Annotated in this window: 11 protein-coding genes; 7 read left to right on the top strand and 4 right to left on the bottom strand. The window is 50.0% G+C overall.

From position 1 onward, the window contains the following. Positions 1–231 (bottom strand): hypothetical protein (locus ABTW62_RS03245; protein ID WP_430903146.1); only part of this gene is annotated, 231 nt, incomplete at its 3' end. 6 nt (positions 232–237) lie between these two features. Here ABTW62_RS03245 and ABTW62_RS03240 point away from each other — a divergent pair. Continuing rightward, on the top strand, positions 238–1,122 hold the full coding sequence (locus tag ABTW62_RS03240; RefSeq protein ID WP_430903145.1) for an arginase family protein: 885 nt from the start codon (positions 238–240) through the stop codon (positions 1,120–1,122). Here the strand turns inward: ABTW62_RS03240 and ABTW62_RS03235 are convergent. The 3 genes from ABTW62_RS03235 to glnE form a co-directional block, all read right to left on the bottom strand. Next, positions 1,101–2,117 carry an ornithine cyclodeaminase gene (locus tag ABTW62_RS03235; RefSeq protein WP_430903144.1) on the bottom strand — a complete coding sequence of 339 codons (1,017 nt, stop codon included), beginning with the start codon at positions 2,115–2,117 and terminating at the stop codon, positions 1,101–1,103. The genes ABTW62_RS03240 and ABTW62_RS03235 overlap by 22 nt on opposite strands. 348 nt (positions 2,118–2,465) lie before the next feature. Then, entirely contained in the window at positions 2,466–3,911 is a 1,446-nt protein-coding gene (locus ABTW62_RS03230; RefSeq protein WP_430903143.1) for a sodium:solute symporter family protein, read from the bottom strand. 578 nt (positions 3,912–4,489) lie between these two features. After that, on the bottom strand, positions 4,490–7,279 hold the full coding sequence (gene glnE, locus ABTW62_RS03225) for a bifunctional [glutamate--ammonia ligase]-adenylyl-L-tyrosine phosphorylase/[glutamate--ammonia-ligase] adenylyltransferase (protein WP_430903142.1): 2,790 nt from the start codon (positions 7,277–7,279) through the stop codon (positions 4,490–4,492). 306 nt (positions 7,280–7,585) lie between these two features. On the opposite strand from glnE, the gene ABTW62_RS03220 reads away from it, so the two are divergent. The 6 genes from ABTW62_RS03220 to ilvC all read left to right on the top strand — a co-directional run bounded on the left by ABTW62_RS03220 (position 7,586) and on the right by ilvC (position 17,954). Continuing rightward, on the top strand, positions 7,586–11,500 hold the full coding sequence (locus ABTW62_RS03220; RefSeq protein ID WP_430903141.1) for a YhdP family protein: 3,915 nt from the start codon (positions 7,586–7,588) through the stop codon (positions 11,498–11,500). A gap of 245 nt (positions 11,501–11,745) precedes the next feature. Then, positions 11,746–12,591, top strand: a complete 846-nt coding sequence (locus ABTW62_RS03215; protein WP_430903147.1) for a carbon-nitrogen hydrolase family protein — start codon at positions 11,746–11,748, stop codon at positions 12,589–12,591. A 118-nt stretch (positions 12,592–12,709) separates the two neighbouring features. Beyond that, on the top strand, positions 12,710–14,161 hold the full coding sequence (gene tldD / locus ABTW62_RS03210) for a metalloprotease TldD (protein WP_430903140.1): 1,452 nt from the start codon (positions 12,710–12,712) through the stop codon (positions 14,159–14,161). Positions 14,162–14,499: 338 nt separating this feature from the next. Then, the gene (locus ABTW62_RS03205; protein WP_430903139.1) at positions 14,500–16,203 is read left to right on the top strand and encodes an acetolactate synthase 3 catalytic subunit; all 1,704 of its coding nucleotides are present in this window, start codon (positions 14,500–14,502) and stop codon (positions 16,201–16,203) included. Positions 16,204–16,207: 4 nt separating this feature from the next. Then, positions 16,208–16,699 (top strand): acetolactate synthase small subunit, encoded by a 492-nt coding sequence (ilvN, locus tag ABTW62_RS03200; RefSeq protein WP_430903138.1) that lies wholly within the window; start codon positions 16,208–16,210, stop codon positions 16,697–16,699. 238 nt (positions 16,700–16,937) lie between these two features. Further along, positions 16,938–17,954 carry a ketol-acid reductoisomerase gene (gene ilvC / locus ABTW62_RS03195; RefSeq protein WP_430903137.1) on the top strand — a complete coding sequence of 339 codons (1,017 nt, stop codon included), beginning with the start codon at positions 16,938–16,940 and terminating at the stop codon, positions 17,952–17,954. The last annotated feature ends 3 nt before the right edge of the window (positions 17,955–17,957 follow it).

Here is a 17,957-nt window from a genome sequence, read left to right as displayed (position 1 = left end):
TAATTTTCCCCTTTTTTTGCATATTCCTTTTAAAGCATTATTTAATTTCCCGGTCAGGATGTAGACTGTAGCATTTCTGATTTCAGATTCAAACTCTTCGACATTGCTCGACAAAGTCTGCAGGATCAGCAGTTCATCATTTTTACTGGACATGTTTTTTGTCTTGCCGGCCAGAAATGACAACCATTGCCCGTCATACGACCTGCCGTTAAAGAAGAAAAGTGATTGCATTCAGCCATGAAAACTCTTGATATGGTAAATGTCCCGTTTAATGGAGGCAATCGGGACGGAAGCACTGAACAGACTGCAGCGATATTAGCCGATCCAGCATTGGCGCAACAGCTTGCACAACAATACCTATTACGGTTCGGTCGCGTCGTAACGCTACAATCAGAGCATACGCATAACAATCAGGTCGCCTGTGCAAGGTTGTTTATGCGTGTGCATGACGCCATGATGCAACAGATGCAGGCTTCGCCGAGCCAACCATTTCTCCTGATTGGCGGTGATCACAGCATTGCAATGGGCACTTGGAGTGGTGTGCTGGATGCAGCGCCTGATCCTGACCGGGTTGGGTTACTGTGGTTTGATGCACATATGGATGCCCATACCTTTCAAACTACGCCGTCCGGCAATTTGCATGGCATGCCGGTTGCGGCGTTGCTGGGAGCAGACGATCCTGAACTAGGTGCTTTTTACCCAGGACGTCACCACTTGAGTCCGGATAACTTGGTATTGGTCGGCGTAAGGAGCTATGAGGCAGAAGAACGCGAATTGCTCGATCGGATGGGTGTCGCATGGTATGGTGTCGATCAAATGAAGTATCCCGACGCCGCTCTGGCATGGATTCGGCCACTGTGGCACCGGTTGCGGACGCAATGTGACTGGATCGGTATCAGTATCGATATTGACGTGATTGATCCGGCTGATGCCCCAGGTGTGTCGACGCCCGTTGCCAATGGCCTCCCGGCCAATACCCTGTACCGGTTGCTGCATTGGCTAATGCAGCAACCCGAATGCATTGGTCTGGAAATCGATGAATATAGTCCTGCCAATGATGCAATGGGTAAGACTCGCCAAGTATTGCTGGATCTGATCGGTCATGCTTTCACCAAACCGTAGAGGTCTTTGGGATCCGCTAAATCTGGAATGATAGCCAGGACCGATTCGGGACGAATGTCACCATTTTCAGCCAGCTTATAGAGTAATGTCAGGATGGAATAATCTTCCAGGGCGAATCCAACCGAATCAAACAATGTAATTTCTTCTGGCGCTGCTCGGCCCTCTTTGATGCCGGCAACCAGCTCCCACAACTCGGCATGCACATTATCCGAATCCAGATTCTGAATTTCTCCTTCCACCAAGCTTTGTGGCAAATATTCGACCACGATCTTGCATTGCTGGAGAACTTCAGGGGAAAACTCGGTCTTGCCGGGACAATCACCGCCGAGACCCAAATAGCATTGGCCCGGGCTTAACATCGCAGTTTGAATCAAATCTGCTCGACATTTGGCTGCCGTAGCCGTGACGATGATATCAGCGCCACGAACCGCTGCAGCAATTGAATCAGCAGGAAAGACAGGAATACCGCTGGCTGCAAGATTTTCATGATACTTGCGCATGGCTTGGGGGTCGGTATCGTAATAGTGGACTTGGCAACCCTGGTATTGTGTGGATAACGCCCAGGTTACGAATTCCGCTTGCGCGCCAGTCCCAATTAGAGCGATCCGCCGGCTATCCTGGCGGGCCAGATATCTGGCTGCGAGTGCAGCAGTTGCAGCAGTCCGGACTGCGGTCAACAGAGTCATTTCGGAAATGAGCAAGGGGTATCCAGTATGGGCATCTGCCAATACGCCAAATGCAAGCACATTGAGTTTGCCCAGTGCCGGATTATTGGGATGGCCATTGACATATTTGAACGCATAGTAGTCCTGATCGGCACAGGGCATCAATTCGATCACGCCATCTGGATAATAAGTGGCGTGGCGAGCGGATTTGTAAAAATCAGGCCAGCGCCGAAAATCTGCTTCTAAGTGATCTATTATCCCGGGAAAAACGTTTGCCAACCCTTGGTCTTTTAGCCATTGCGCAATGGTGTCGATGGAAAAGAAAAGCATTGAATGTGCGCAGCTCCTGTGTATGACTATGACTTATACGATTGAAGGTGCCCTAAATATAACACTGTAAACAATGCCAGGATTGTTTACAAGGCATGCTTGACCATGGGCAACCATCCTCCTGAATAACTCCAAGCATGGCAGCCCATTCCCACTAGGAGGCTGTCCGAGAATAGCGATCGTAGCGAGGGCGAGGCTGGTTGAGTTGGATTTTTCGATCATTTGAGGCGAATAGTCGTTCTATTTAACGAAAAGGATCGTAAAATCCGGCCAATCAGGCTCGTCCGCAGTAGATCAGTCTCTCGGACAGCCTCCTAGCTATTGCAGATTGCAGGCATAAGCAGTTTGTCAAGCTGTCGTCGCATTTTCTGCGTGCGTGCCACGTCCATACCATTGGGGCAGCAACGAGCCTGCAAGCATTCCAAGTGCGCTGGCGACAAGACCTGCCAGTTGGGGTGGCAGCAGGCCCTCGGGGTTGAATGCCTCGAATGCAAGCCAGATGATAAGTCCTCCCAGGATCGAAAAAAGCGCCCCCTGGCGTGTCGCGCGCGACCAGTATAGACCGGCTACAAGCGGAATAAAAGCCGTCACGAGTGTCACTTTATAAGCGCCTACCACCAGCTGATAAATCGTAGAATGCGTGTTGAGCGAAAAAATTGTGACTGCGATCGCAAAAAAACCTACCACGGCACGCATGCACCACAGGAATTGGTGATCGGTCAGTTCGCGCCGGATCAATTTTTTCAGGATGTTTTCCGTGAATGTGACCGAGGGCGCAAGCAGTGTACCGCTCGCGGTACTCATAACGGCGGATAGGAGTGCGCCGAAGAAGAGCACCTGGGCGAACAGTGGTGTATGGTTCATGATAAGTGTAGGCAGGATCAACTGGTGGTCGACTTGCATGAGGCTGGAAACCAGCTCCGGGTCGATCAGGAAGGCGGAATATGCCAGGAAGATCGGCACAAACGCGAATACAAAATAAAATGATCCGCCAAGTACAGCGCCTCGGACCGCGATCTTTTCAGTGCGCGAAGACATCACGCGCTGGAAAACATCCTGCTGAGGGATCGATCCTAGCATCACGGTCACAAGCGCGCCAATGAACCAAAGCACTTCACGTGTTTCCCATTGCGGCCAGAACTCAAAATGACCCGCCGCATGAGCGTGCGCGACCACCGTGCCGACGCCACCCGCTTTATCGGCAACAATGAACACGATATAGAACAGGCCTACCAGGATTACCAGCATCTGTACGAAATTGGTCCACGCCACTGCGAACATACCGCCCCACAGTGTGTAAAACACGACAACGGCAGCTCCGATGATAATGCCAAGCTGTATACTGATGGCATCCGCAGTCACGACGTTGAATACCAGTCCGATGACAACGATTTGTGCGGAAAGCCAGCCGAGGTAGGAAAACACGATTGCGCCTGCCACCAGGACTTCAGCCAGCGGATCATAGCGCTGGCGAAAATAGTCACCGATCGTGAGCAGGTCCATACGATAAAGCTTGGCTGCGAAGAAAAGGCCAACAAAAATCAGGCAAAGGCTCGCGCCAAATGGGTCCGATACGATACCACGCAGTCCTTCGGTAATAAAAGTGGACGAGACACCCAGTACCGTTTCGGAACCGAACCAGGTTGCGAATACCGTGGCGGTCACGACATAGAGCGGCAACGTACGTCCAGCCAGAACGAAATCCTTGGAAGTATGCACGCGTAGAGAGGCAATGATACCCACTATGATTGAGCCGGCGAGATAAAGAATGACGAAAAGGAGCAGGGTAGACATTGGCTATCCTTCGGCACAAACAATAAACGCCACAATGAGGCTGGAAAAATAAATACCTGTTTGCATGATGAATATATCGAAAATTGAATGGATGCTGATTGATTAGGCAGAAGTACTTCGAGCTATAGAGAATAAGATTGTGCGCGCATGTATATGTCAGTTATATAAAATAGCAATCGACTAGGAGGCTGTCCGAGAATAGCGATCGTAGCGAGGGTGAGGCAGGTTGAGTTGGATTTTTCGATCATTTGAGGCGAATAGTTGTTCTATTTAACGAAAAGGATCGTAAAATCCGGCCAATTAGGCTCGTCCGCAGTAGATCAGTCTCTCGGACAGCCTCCTAGGATTTTCAGGTTTCTATACAAAAATGCATATTCTATCCTAGAATTTTCGGATAACCACTACCGGTCAGGACAAACTGCATGTTTTGCGCAAGAAAAGCATTAACCTGGATGAGTGTTGACCGGATGGCAGATGACGGGGCTTGTTACGGCCTGTTGCATGCCCACTCGGTAGGAGCAGACCCGGCCATTTTTGTAAGGCGGCGACGTGATCGGCGCGCCTGGTTCAACGCTGGCTTACACGCCAAAAACATCTTCCCAGAGTTGAAAGACCGCCTGGCGCGCGTCAATCAAGCGATCATCGGCAACTCGCGCATATTTCTGCGCTATCCCTCTTGAAAGAGTCGTGCTGGCAGGCTCTGATGTGCCGCTTAATCGCAGTTGATGCTGTATGCGCCGGAATTCACGGTAAGCGATCAGTACTTTGTCGGCCTTGTCGGCAGAAGTCAATCCCAATTCACCGGCCAGTTTTAGCAAAGCAATATTACCGATATTACCGGTAAGCTGCGGATAACGGTGAGCATAACCGAGCACCAGATATTGCACGATAAATTCGACATCGATGATTCCGCCCCGATCATGCTTGATATCGAATAACGAAGTCGGGTTAGGGTGGGCATCCAGCATTTTGCCGCGCATCATCAGAATATCTTGCTTGAGTTGCTCCAGATCACGCGGCTGGCAAAGAATTTCTTGGCGCATTCGTTCAAACATTTCCCCGACATGTCGATTTCCGACTACAAAACGTGCCCGTGTTAGCGCCTGATGTTCCCAAACCCAGGCCTGCCCATGTTGATATTGCGTAAATGCCTCGATCGAGTTTGCCAGCAAACCGCTGGCACCGTTGGGACGCAATCTCAAGTCTGTTTCGTACAATCCGCCCGCTGACGTGTGGCTGGTTAGCCACGTATTGATGCTTTGTGCAAGCTTGGTATACGTCGTCAGCGCGTCCGGATGATTGTCCTGATAGAGAAAAACAATATCCAGGTCAGATGCGTAACCCAGTTCCTTGCCACCCAATTTGCCATAGCCGATGATGGCGAAAACAGGTTCTACCCGGTGTTTTTTTCTCAACCCTTGCCAGGCAAGTTGCAGTACGTTATTAAGTATGAGATCGGCCAGTTCGGTCAAATGATCGCTGAGTGTTTCCAGCAGAAGTTTTCCTTCTAGGTCGACTGCGAGCAATCGAAAGACTTGGGCATGCTGAAAATGCCGCAAGACATCCATTTGCCATTCGGTCATTTGTATTTTGGGGATGTTGACGTGATGGAGCTGATGGACGAGCTCAGTTTTTAGAGCGGGCCAGTCAGGAAGGGTGTGCAGGCCTAGCGGTGTGAGCAGCTCATCGAGCAGGATGGGATGTCGACCGAGATAGTCGCTCGCCCATTGGCTTGCGCTGACGAGTTTGGCCACGCGCGGCAAGGTTTGCGGGTGTTCTTGCAACAAGGCTAGGTAGGCGGAGTGTTGTCCGATTTTCTCCAGCAGTTGCAGCAAGCGCTCAAGCGTGATTTCAGCCGGCGAGAAGCGTACAGTGACCTCTATCAACGTAGGCATCAGGCCCAGCATTCTTTCCTGGTTGGCGCGAGGGAGTTGCTGAAAAAAAGTGCTGTCGTAAAATTGCTGGACTCGACCGGTTATCATGCCAGGTTCGATATAACCCAGTGTTTTGAGTTGTTTCCTGAAGGCCTCGACAGTCGCATGGTCGCTGGTCTGCTCTAATCTTAGCCTGGCCAGAGTATCGTGCGCCGCTGATTTGCGCGGACTGGCGAAAATCAACTCGAAATGGCGGGCAACGTTTTTGCGGTGAATGTTGAGGTGCTGAAGGAAGCCGGCATAATCCGCAAAATCCATGGCTCTGGCAATCAATGCCTGGTCATCCGGATTTTGTGGCAGGTTCTGGGTTTGTTGATCATCCAGGTACTGCAGGCGGTGCTCCAGCTTGCGCAAGAAACAGTAAGCTTCGATCAATTCTTCAATTGTTTGCTCGGGAAGTGGCTGCTTTTGTTTAAGACGTTTCAATGTAGCCAGTGTCGGCCTTATACAAAGATCGGCGTCACGTCCGCCGCGAATCAATTGAAAAACCTGCGTGATGAACTCGATTTCACGAATGCCACCGGGCCCGAGCTTGATATTGTCATATAATTCGCGCCGGTCGACCTCCTTGCGTAATTGTGCATGCAGCCGCCGCATCGCTTCATAGGCCTCGAAATCCAGATATTTGCGAAACACAAAGGGACGCACGATGAGTTCCATCAATGCAGCTTCGGCAACGGATGAACCGGCGATGACCCGGCTTTTTATCCAGGCATGGCGTTCCCATTCCCGGCCTTGTGTGATGAAGTAATCCTCGAGCATGGGCAGGCTGATAGCCAGCGGGCTGTTTTCTCCATGTGGCCGCAGTCGCATATCGACCCGAAATACATAACCATCCACGGTATAATCATTGAGGCTGGCGATGAGCTTTCTGCCCAGTTTTGTAAAAAACTCATGATTGGCGATAGGCTTGTTGCCATTTGTTTCGCCATCTTCGGGGTAGATGAAGATCAGATCAACGTCGGAAGAGACATTGAGTTCACCGCCACCAAGCTTGCCCATGGCCACGACCAAAAGTTGCTGTGCTATTTTTGTCTTCTCTCCTATCGGCTGACCAAAACGCTCTGGTTGCGCCAACCATGCATGATGCCGCTCGAGTGCGAAGCGGATGGTCACTTCGGCCAAGGCAGTCATGGTTGCCATGACCTCATGCAAGTTGGCCAGCCCTGCCAGGTCGCGTGCGGCAAGATGAAGAATGACACGCTTGCGCAATTGCCGGAGCGCACTGTGTAAACCAGTTTCACTTTCCACGGGTCCGGCGGGGCTGTGCAGGAACGAGAGCATTTCTTCCCATGAGAAGGGAATATGCAGGCGGGTCAATAGTTCTTCCCGTAGTTTGGGCTCGCTCTCCAGTATTCTTTTTGCATAACGACTGTAGGGCAGGATGTTGTCGATCAAAGAATTTGCTGCGGGCGTATCAAGAGGCAAAGACATGTCTTTCATAGTGTGAAAAGCCGGGGGTCCAGGCAGCCACCAAGTGGTATGAGTAAACGAATAATGAATAATGTGATAGTGCAAGCACAGCTGACAACATACCACAGAGAAATGATCGTTTCTTTTTACAACTAAAGCAATCCTGACTTGTCAAAGCATGCTTTATGTATCTCAGCTGAAATTGGAACGATCCATCGTCTCGTTGTGAAGCAAAAGAGCCATTCAGAATAGCGCTGTTCGAATGCGTGATCGATCAGAGTATCTAATTTTTCCCATCAAATTTTTCATTGAGTATCGAATAGATTTATGTTGCACCGCTTTTTACAGAACGGCGCAAATTATCTGCGCTGGGCTGGCTGGGGTGTCGTGATAGCGACTCTGCTGGCTGCTACGCTGCTACTCATGCTGCGCTACTGGATATTGCCCGATATCGGAAAATTCCGTCACGATATTGCCGCAGCAATCTCACGGGTAGCTGGCCAGCCGGTTTATATCGACAGTATTCATGCCAACTGGGATGGTTTGCGACCGCATTTGTCGCTGCAAGGCGTAAGAGTATATGACCTTGCTGGCAATCCGGCCTTGGTTTTTCCTGATATCGTTGGCAGCCTCTCGTGGCGGTCGATATTGTATGGCGATCCCAATTTCCATGAAATTGTGATTGATCGACCCGCTTTGGTTACACGTCGAGATGAAGAGGGATATCTACATATTGCCGGTACGGTACTGGGTAAAAGTGGCCAGGAAAATGGTTTTATTGACTGGTTGTTGCGCCAGCGTCAGCTAATTATCAATCAAGCAATCATTTATTGGCAAGACGACTTGCACAAAGCTCCGACACTTTACCTCAAAACGGTCAATTTACGGCTACGCAACGGTCAAAACGGGAAACATCATCGTTTTGGCCTGCAAGCTGTCCCGCCTGCAACGCTTGCCGCACCGCTGGATATTCGAGGAGATTTCACCGGAGAATCTGTGCAATCATTATCGGCTTGGCGTGGACGATTGTATGTCCAGTTGCAGGATGTGGATCTTGGCGGGTTGCAAACCTGGCTGACGCTACCTGTGCATGAACTGGCGGGAGGAAAAGCCTCAATTCGTGCATGGGCAGATCTCGATGCGGGAAATCTTGCAGAATGGATCGCGGATGTTGCTGTGTACAAGACAAAAATTCTTTTTAAGCCGCATCTACCTGCTTTGGAGATTGAAGAACTGCACGGCCGTCTGGGCCAAAAACACATCGATAACGCCCTGGGAGCAGGGCAGTTATGGTTTGCTCGTCAATTCACTATCGGTTTTAAAGACCGGCATCACACCCAACCAGCGACGATTGAGTGGCGTGCGCCAGGCGGAGAAATGGCTGGCTCCGGCCTGCATAGCCTGCGAATAATAGGGCTGGACATGGGGGCGTCTGCACGACTGGTCGCTTCTTTGCCGGTGGCGAATGTTTGGCATGAACGCCTGTCAGAACTTTCCCCTCAAGGGGTTGTGAAGCACGCGCATATCCGCTGGCAAAGGAGTGAGTCTGACAGTCCATCTTTCGAGGGTATAGGGAGTTTTAGTGATCTCGCCCTGCAATCATTCAGGGGATATCCATCGTTTAGCGGGCTCAGTGGCAGCATCGATGTGACTCAGCAGGAAGGTACGCTGACGCTGGCTTCGGAGAATGTTGCAATCGGCGGAAAAGAACAATCCACAGAAAAAATTCCGATCGATGTGCTGACTGGACAAGTCGATTGGCACATCATACAGGATCGCGAGTCGCTTTTGCTGGAGTTCGATGATATTGCTTTTGCAAGCAAGGCGGGCGTTGGTGTCATGCGTGGCCGCTATGTCATGGATAGCGATACCACTGGGCAAATTGATTTGATGGGCACCCTGGCACAGGCGGACATAGCCAGCCTCAAACAATATATGACCTGGATCGCTGCGGACAGCTTGCCTGAGTTTATCAATGAAACCTTGCTGGCAGGCCATTTAAGTCATGCAAACTTTCATCTCCAGGGTCCGCTGAATGGCCAGATCAAGAATAATAACAACAGGCTCAGCATCCGTGCAGAAACTGATATCACAGATGGAGCTGTCAAACCATCCGGAGATTGGCCGGAAATTACCGGCATGACAGGCATGCTGTCTTGGCAGGATGATTCTCTGCAAGTATTGTTGTCCAATGCAAATATTTCCCGAATCAAACTGGCTGATCTGTCACTGCAAACCCATCACCTTTATACCGATAAGGCAACGGTACAGCTAAAGGGGCTGGCAGAAGGTGATACCGGTGACATGCTGGCTTTGATACAAAAAAGCCCCTTGAATCAATATGCAGGAGAATTGCTCAGCCAAACGGCAATGTCCGGACAAGGCAGATTGCAAGTCGACATGACGATGCCAGTAGGGCAAGAAGATGCGTCGGCATTGACAATAACAGGGCGTTATCAATTCATTGATAACCATATTGATCTCGGTCGTTATGTGCCTGATTTGCATCATGTCAATGGCACGATAGCCTTTACCGGAACCAGTGTGTCATTCGACAAGCTGCATGCCCAGACTCTGGGTGGGCCGGTCAATTTCTCTACCATATCTTTGCCTGAAGGTGGGTTGCGCATCAGCGCCAGGGGGCAGGCCGACTTCGATTTACTGCAACCAGATATCGCCTCTGAGCCTGCTGATCTCTTGCAACTGTGGGCACGCTTTTTTCAGGGTAGCGCAGCATGGCAAGCAACAATGGATATTGAACATGATGGCGTAAACATCGTGGCTGAGTCCTCGCTTGAGGGCATGCAATCTGAGTTACCCGCACCATTTTCTAAAACCAGTCAGGAAATCATTCCGGTTCGTTACGAAAAACGCTTCACCAAACCACGTGATGACTTGGTGCGTTTTAGCTATGGCGAAATCGTTGCGGTCGAGCTTCAGCGAATTCGCGAAAAGGCCTATCACTATTATCCCGTCAGCGGGGTGATTGCATTCGGTAGGAAAAATACGTTATCAAGAGGTCCGGGGACCAGCATCCATGGGGACATTACGAGACTGGAGTGGGATCGATGGCGGGATCTATTCAAACGCCATGGCGAAATCGATGCTGCAGCCGGACATAGCAGCCGTGGGCTGGATAGTATTTTGACGGCTTCCGCCCGATTTGATCTGAGAGTGGACGAACTTGAATTTCTTGGCCGCTATTTTAACGACACTGCATTCACCATCGATAAACGCGGCAAGATTTGGCGGGCACAGGTTGCCAGCAGGGAGATGACAGGTGATATTGATTGGTATGAAGCACCGCCACAAAAGATCGTGGCGCGGTTAAGCCAGCTAGCCATCCCAGAGATCGCCCAGGAATCGCGGTTAATGCCCCGCCGGCAAATTCAAACTTGGGATTGGCCAGCAGTCGATCTTGAAGCAGAGCAGTTTGCCATCAGGGATCATGCACTGGGTCAATTGAAACTTGCTGCAACGCAGCGGGAAGATGGCTGGCATGCCGAGAAAGTGACCCTCACATATCCCGACAGCCGGCTGCAAGCGAGCGGAATATGGCAAAATCGTATACCACCGTTCCGGGCATACAGTCGTATTCAATTGCAATCGAGTAATATTGGGAAATTGCTTCAGCGTCATGGCTATCCTGATCGTATCGCTCGCGGAGAGGGAAAACTGGAAGGTACGCTGGAATGGACCGGCAAACCATTTTCAATCGATATTCCTTCGTTATCTGGTAACCTGGATTTTACTTTTCAGCGTGGACAATTTACGAAACTGAAACCCGGGATTGGTAAGATACTTGGTATTTTTGACTTAAAATCACTGCCACGCAGACTGACATTCGATTTTTACGATGTGTTCGGGAAAGGATTCGGGTTCGATTATTTTCATGGCAATATAGCCATCAAGGATGGTATCGCGTCAGCCGATGATTTACATATTACAGGCAGCGCGGCCGATCTGGCCGTAAGTGGAATGTGGAATTTGGTGGAAGAAACGCAGTCCTTAAATATGAAAGTATTTCCATCACTGGGGTTGGTAACGCCGGTTGCCGGCATTGCCGCCATGATTGCCACGCAAACGCTGCAAGATCCTTTTGATCGTGTCTTGCTGAGTGAGTATGCTATAACAGGCAGCTGGAGTGAACCAGTTGTCATCAAACTGGACGATAACAATGGCAGGACCGGCATCATGGATAACCCATCTGTGCTGCCGGAAGCGGCATCAGAATCCGAATGAACAGGGCGGTGGCCATACATACTTGCTGATCATCGTGAACAATAAATATAACCATGCCATTCCGGAACCGGAATAACATGTAGATGAAGGGTGCTTGACTTGGTTTATCGGATTTTTAACTAACTTGCAGGGAGGGTGACTAATGATGAATAACCTAAAAAACTTGTTGCGCTTGAAACTTCTTTCACGCCGGATAAATTTGAGCCAATGTTGCAGCGGGAGGCGATATGTCGAGTAGTGCCGGTATGTCTCCCATAATGGTGCCAGATTCGAGTCATGGCACCAAAGTTAGAGTTGCAGCCGTGCAAATGGCATCCGGGCCCAGTGTGACCGCTAATCTTGAAGAAGCGTTTCGTTTGATTGAGGAAGCCGCATCCAAACAGGCCAAGCTGGTTGTATTGCCGGAGTACTTTTGTATTATGGGGATGAAGGATACCGATAAACTGGCGGTGCGAGAAACACCCGGAGAAGGAAGAATTCAGAATTTTCTGAGTGAGACTGCTAGACGTTTCGGCATCTGGCTAGTGGGCGGATCGGTACCTCTGGTTTCATCTATCCCTGACAAAATTCACAATAGCTGTTTGGTGTATGATGCGCATGGTCAACAGGTGGCGCGATACGATAAAATCCATCTCTTTGGGTTGGCGCTGGGTAATGAAAATTATGCGGAAGAAAGAACAATCGATGCCGGTAATCAGATTGTGGCAGTCGAATCGCCATTTGGACGTATAGGGCTATCCATCTGCTACGATCTGCGTTTTCCCGAGCTTTACCGCATGATGGGCAAGGTAGACATTATTCTTGCACCCGCTGCCTTTACGGCCATCACCGGCAAAGCACACTGGGAAACCCTGATTCGAGCGCGGGCGATTGAGAACCAAGCATATCTGATCGCGCCAGCACAGGGAGGCTTCCACGTCAATGGCCGTGAAACCAACGGCGACAGCATGATAGTCGATCCCTGGGGCGTGATTCTTGACCGCCTGCCACGCGGACCAGGCGTGGTTGTGGCTGAAATTGACCGCGCATACCAGACGAGTGTACGGGCGAGCCTGCCTGCATTGGAACACCGGTGCCTGCTTCCTTGTTAGAGATAGCTGAGATTTATCGCCCAGCCATGATGAATGGGCTGTTATTTCACGCCAACTGCTTTATCATGTCTCTGCATACACCCAACCAAAAATTACATATAGAAAAATTGATTTCAGAATGAGTGATTCTTTCTCGATAGCCAGCCAGTATTTATTAACACCCTATGCGCTCGATACAACCAAGATACAAGCTGCATTTGGACAGATTTTCACTCATAGTGTCGACTATGCCGACATTTATTTTCAATACAGCCGCTCTGAAGGTTGGGTGCTGGAGGAGGGTATTGTCAAATCGGGCAGTTTCAGTATCGACCAGGGTGTCGGCGTGCGGGCGGTAAGTGGTGAAAAAACCGCATTTGCCTATTCAGATGACATCAGCAGCCAAGCGTTGATTTCTGCGGCCCAAGCTACGCGAGCCATTGCTCAACAGGGAAATGGCGGCTCGCATGCGCAGATCATTCAGCGAGGGCATGGTGCCCCGCTTGCATTGCATTACCTGCCCCAGGATCCGATTGCAAGTTGCCGGGATGTTGAGAAAATCGAATTGTTGGAAAAGCTCGAAGGGCTCGCACGTGCCATTGATCCTCGCGTCATTCAAGTCATGGCCTCACTGGCCGGTGAATATGAGGTGATTATGGTCGCACGCAGTGATGGGTTGCTGGTGGCCGATGTGCGGCCGCTGGTGCGGGTTTCACTGCAAGTCCTGGTTGAAGAAGGCGGAAGGCGGGAACAAGGCATGGCTGGCGGAGGGGGGCGTTTTGATTACGCCTACTTCACCGATACAATCTTGCAAGATTACGCGCATAAAGCAGTCCAGCAAGCGCTCACCAATCTCGCAGCCAAGCCCGCGCCAGCCGGCAGCATGACGGTCGTGCTGGGCAATGGATGGCCTGGCATACTGTTGCATGAAGCGATAGGCCACGGCCTTGAGGCTGATTTTAACCGCAAGGGGAGCTCCGCTTTTTCAGGCCGTATTGGCCAACAGGTTGCTGCCAAAGGCGTCACTGTGGTCGATGATGGTGCCATTCGTGATCGCCGTGGCTCGCTGAATATCGATGATGAAGGCAATCCGACGCAATGTACCGTATTGATCGAGGATGGCATTCTGAAAGGCTACTTGCAGGATAATCTGAATGCACGCTTGATGAATCAACCCGTTACCGGAAATGGTCGACGTGAATCTTACGCCCATATTCCCATGCCGCGTATGACCAATACTTATATGCTGAACGGGGATAAAGACCCGGAAGAGATTATCGCTTCTGTGAAACATGGCTTGTATGCGGCCAACTTCGGGGGCGGACAAGTCGACATTACGAGTGGCAAATTTGTCTTTTCCGCAGCGGAAGCCTATATGATCGAAAATGGTAAAATCGCTTATCCAGTCAAAGGCGCGACGTTGATTGGCAACGGCCCCGATGTCCTGACTCGGGTCTCCATGATCGGCAACGATCTGTTACTTGATCCAGGTGTTGGCACTTGTGGCAAGGAAGGGCAAAGTGTGCCGGTCGGCGTTGGCCAGCCTACACTGCGTGTAGATGGTTTGACAGTTGGGGGAACAAACGGATAACCCGTACGTAGCTTCCGGGTTGGTTTTTGAAAAGCTGAATATTCAATCGCAATCGGCATAAAATAGATATTCCCGGCAAGAAAGTACGATTTCCTAGTAACATGTTACTGGTAGCATTCAAAATCCAATTTTCCTCGCCAGGTTTTACAGCCAACAAAAAGCAGTACGCGCATAGCTGGGTATGTCGCGTCATTGCTTTTTTTAGCTTGTATTTTAAGCAGATATGGATTATTGAATGTTAACCGACAGCGTATGCCTTGATGGTGAGCGATTGAGGATGTTGACAGTTTTTTTGTGAGAATGAAGAAAAATTATTTTGAATCCGGGGATTCCCAAGCATGAGTATTGAACTAACAGGCGCTGAAATCACAATACGCTGCCTACAAGAAGAAGGTGTCAGCCATATTTTTGGTTACCCTGGTGGTGCCGTATTATTCCTTTACGACGAGTTATTTAAGCAGGACAAGGTCAAGCATATCCTGGTTCGTCACGAGCAGGCCGCGTTGCACGCGGCGGATGGCTATGCGCGCTCCAGTAATAAAATTGGGGTTGCGCTGGTGACATCTGGACCTGGCGTGACCAATGCCGTTACAGGCATCGCGACTGCTTATATGGATTCCATTCCAATGGTAATCATCAGTGGACAGGTGCCCACAGCGGCCATCGGTCAGGATGCCTTTCAGGAAGTCGATACAGTCGGTATCACGCGCCCTTGTGTGAAACACAATTTTCTGGTGAAAGATATCACGGAGCTTGCTTCGACCATTAAAAAGGCGTTCTATATCGCCTCCACGGGCCGCCCAGGCCCCGTGCTGGTGGATATTCCCAAGGATGTTACCCAGCAGAAAACAACGTTTCACTATCCCAACAGTATTGCCATGCGCTCCTACACGCCGGTGATCCATGGGGATATCCAGCAGATTAAGAAAGCCGTGCAAATGATTCTAGACGCGAAGCGGCCCATGATCTATTCGGGAGGTGGCGTCATTTTGAACGATGCTTCGGCTGAACTGATCGAACTGGCACAAATGCTTGATTTCCCATGCACCAATACCCTCATGGGGCTTGGCGGATATCCCGCTACAGATCGTCAGTTTGTCGGCATGCTTGGCATGCACGGAACTTATGAAGCCAATATGGCGATGCAGTATTGCGATGTTTTGATTGCAGTCGGTGCCCGATTTGACGACCGAGTTATCGGCAATCCGAAGCATTTTTACAGCGAAGAACGCAAAATCATACATATCGATATCGATCCCTCTTCGATCTCTAAACGTGTCAAGGTCGACGTGCCAATTGTCGGCAGCGTATCGGAGGTATTGAAGGAACTGATCAAACTGCTCAAGGCCAGCAAGGAGAAAACCGATGCGCACGCTTTGCAGGAATGGTGGAGACAGATTGAAACGTGGCGTGCTCGCGATTGTTTGAAGTATGATCGCGCCAGCAGCCTGATCAAACCTCAAATGGTCGTCGAGAAGCTCTACGAAGCCACCCAGGGCGATGCTTTCATCACCTCCGATGTTGGCCAACATCAGATGTGGGCTGCGCAGTTCTATAAATTCAATAAGCCGCGTCGCTGGATCAACTCAGGGGGACTGGGCACAATGGGATTTGGCCTGCCTTCGGCCATGGGCGTACAAATGGCAAATCCGGGCGCCAAAGTGGCTTGTATTACCGGTGAAGCAAGCATTCAGATGTGCATACAGGAGTTGTCGACCTGTAAACAATATCACCTCCCTATCAAGATCATCAACCTCAACAATCGTTATATGGGGATGGTGCGGCAGTGGCAGGAATTCTTTCATGGCAATCGCTACGCTGAATCTTATATGGACGCTTTACCTGATTTTGTCAAACTGGCTGAAAGTTACGGGCATGTTGGTATGCGAATCGACAAACCAGAAGACATCGAGGGTGCTTTGCGAGAAGCCTTCAGGCTCGAGCAACAGCTCGTCTTTATCGATTTCATCACAGATCAGACTGAAAACGTATTCCCGATGGTGCCAGGCGGCAAAGGCTTATCCGAAATGATTCTGGTGTAAAAGCATGCGACATATTATTTCTTTACTCATGGAAAATGAAGCGGGCGCGTTGTCCCGAGTGGCAGGTCTGTTCTCCGCGCGCGGTTACAATATTGAATCATTAACGGTTGCGCCTACTGAAGATCCTACATTGTCCCGCATGACGGTTGTCACGACAGGCTCTGATGAGGTTATCGAACAAATCACCAAGCAGCTCAATAAACTAATCGAGGTTGTCAAACTGGTTGATTTGAGCAATGGAGATCATATCGAAAGAGAGCTTATGCTGGTAAAAGTCAGAGCTGTAGGTGCAGATCGTGAGGAAATGAAACGGTTGACCGACATCTTTCGTGGTTCCATCATCGATGTTACGGATAAAACCTACACCATAGAGCTGACAGGCCCCAGTTCCAAGCTGGATGCTTTTCAACAAGCAATAGAACGTAGCCTGGTTCTGGAGACAGTCCGGACCGGCGCTTCGGGCCTCGGCCGCGGGGAACGTATCTTGAAAGTCTAAATTTATATAGGGCACCTCTAAAAATCCATATTTCGTCACAATACGTCGTTGTTCACAAAAAATGTCCCTTACATATCTATCATATGCTGCGTCAACATTTTTTTGTTCTCGCCTCGTCTTGTTTAAAATGCTGAATTTTTAGAGGTACCCTATACTGAATCCGGTGAACGGATTTTAATTTCATCAATTGAGCGCCATCTACGGGTGTAATTGCTCATCATTCTCGAGAAGGAAAATAATGAAAGTTTATTACGATAAAGATGCAGACTTGTCTCTTATCAAGAAAAAGAAAGTGGCCATCATTGGCTATGGCTCACAGGGCCACGCCCACGCCAATAATTTGAGCGATTCAGGTGCCAAGGTCACTGTAGGCTTGAGAAAAAATGGTGCTTCGTGGGATAAGGCAAAGAAGGCCGGTCTGAACGTCAAAGAAGTCGGTCCTGCAGTCAAGGATGCTGATGTCGTAATGCTGCTACTCCCGGATGAGCAAATGGCTGCCGTTTATGAATCCGAAATCGAGCCAGTCCTGAAAAAAAACGCCACACTTGCGTTTGCGCATGGCTTCAATATCCATTATGGTCAGATCACGCCGCGCGAGGATCTGGATATCATCATGATCGCACCCAAAGGCCCGGGGCATCTGGTACGTTCCACTTATCTTCAAGGCGGCGGGGTGCCATCACTGATCGCTGTGCATCAAGATAAATCCGGGCGAGCAAGGGATCTTGCGCTGTCTTACGCTGCCGCTAATGGTGGTACTCGTGGTGGCGTTATCGAAACCACATTCAAGGAAGAGACCGAAACCGATCTGTTTGGGGAACAAGTCGTACTTTGCGGTGGTCTGACAGCTTTGATTCAGACAGGTTTTGAAACCTTGGTCGAAGCTGGTTATGCGCCTGAAATGGCCTATTTTGAATGTTTACACGAAGTCAAACTGATCGTGGATCTGATTTATGAAGGTGGCATCGCCAACATGCGTTACTCTGTATCCAACAATGCGGAATATGGCGATATTTCCAGAGGCCCTCGCATCATTACTGAAGCCACTCGCAACGAAATGCGTAAAATCCTGCGCGAAATTCAGACTGGTGAATACGCGCGCGAGTTTATTCTGGAAAACCGGGCCGGCGCACCCATGCTCAAATCAAGCCGTCGCCTTGCATCCGAGCATCCGATTGAAACTGTTGGCACCAAACTGCGCGACATGATGCCTTGGATCAAGAAAAACAAACTCGTTGATCAGGATAAGAACTAAATA

The sequence above is a fragment of the Nitrosomonas sp. ANs5 genome (assembly GCF_050584665.1).
Lineage (GTDB): Bacteria > Pseudomonadota > Gammaproteobacteria > Burkholderiales > Nitrosomonadaceae > Nitrosomonas.
Note: the sequence above shows the minus strand (reverse complement) of the source record. Positions and strands in the feature narration are given on the sequence as shown.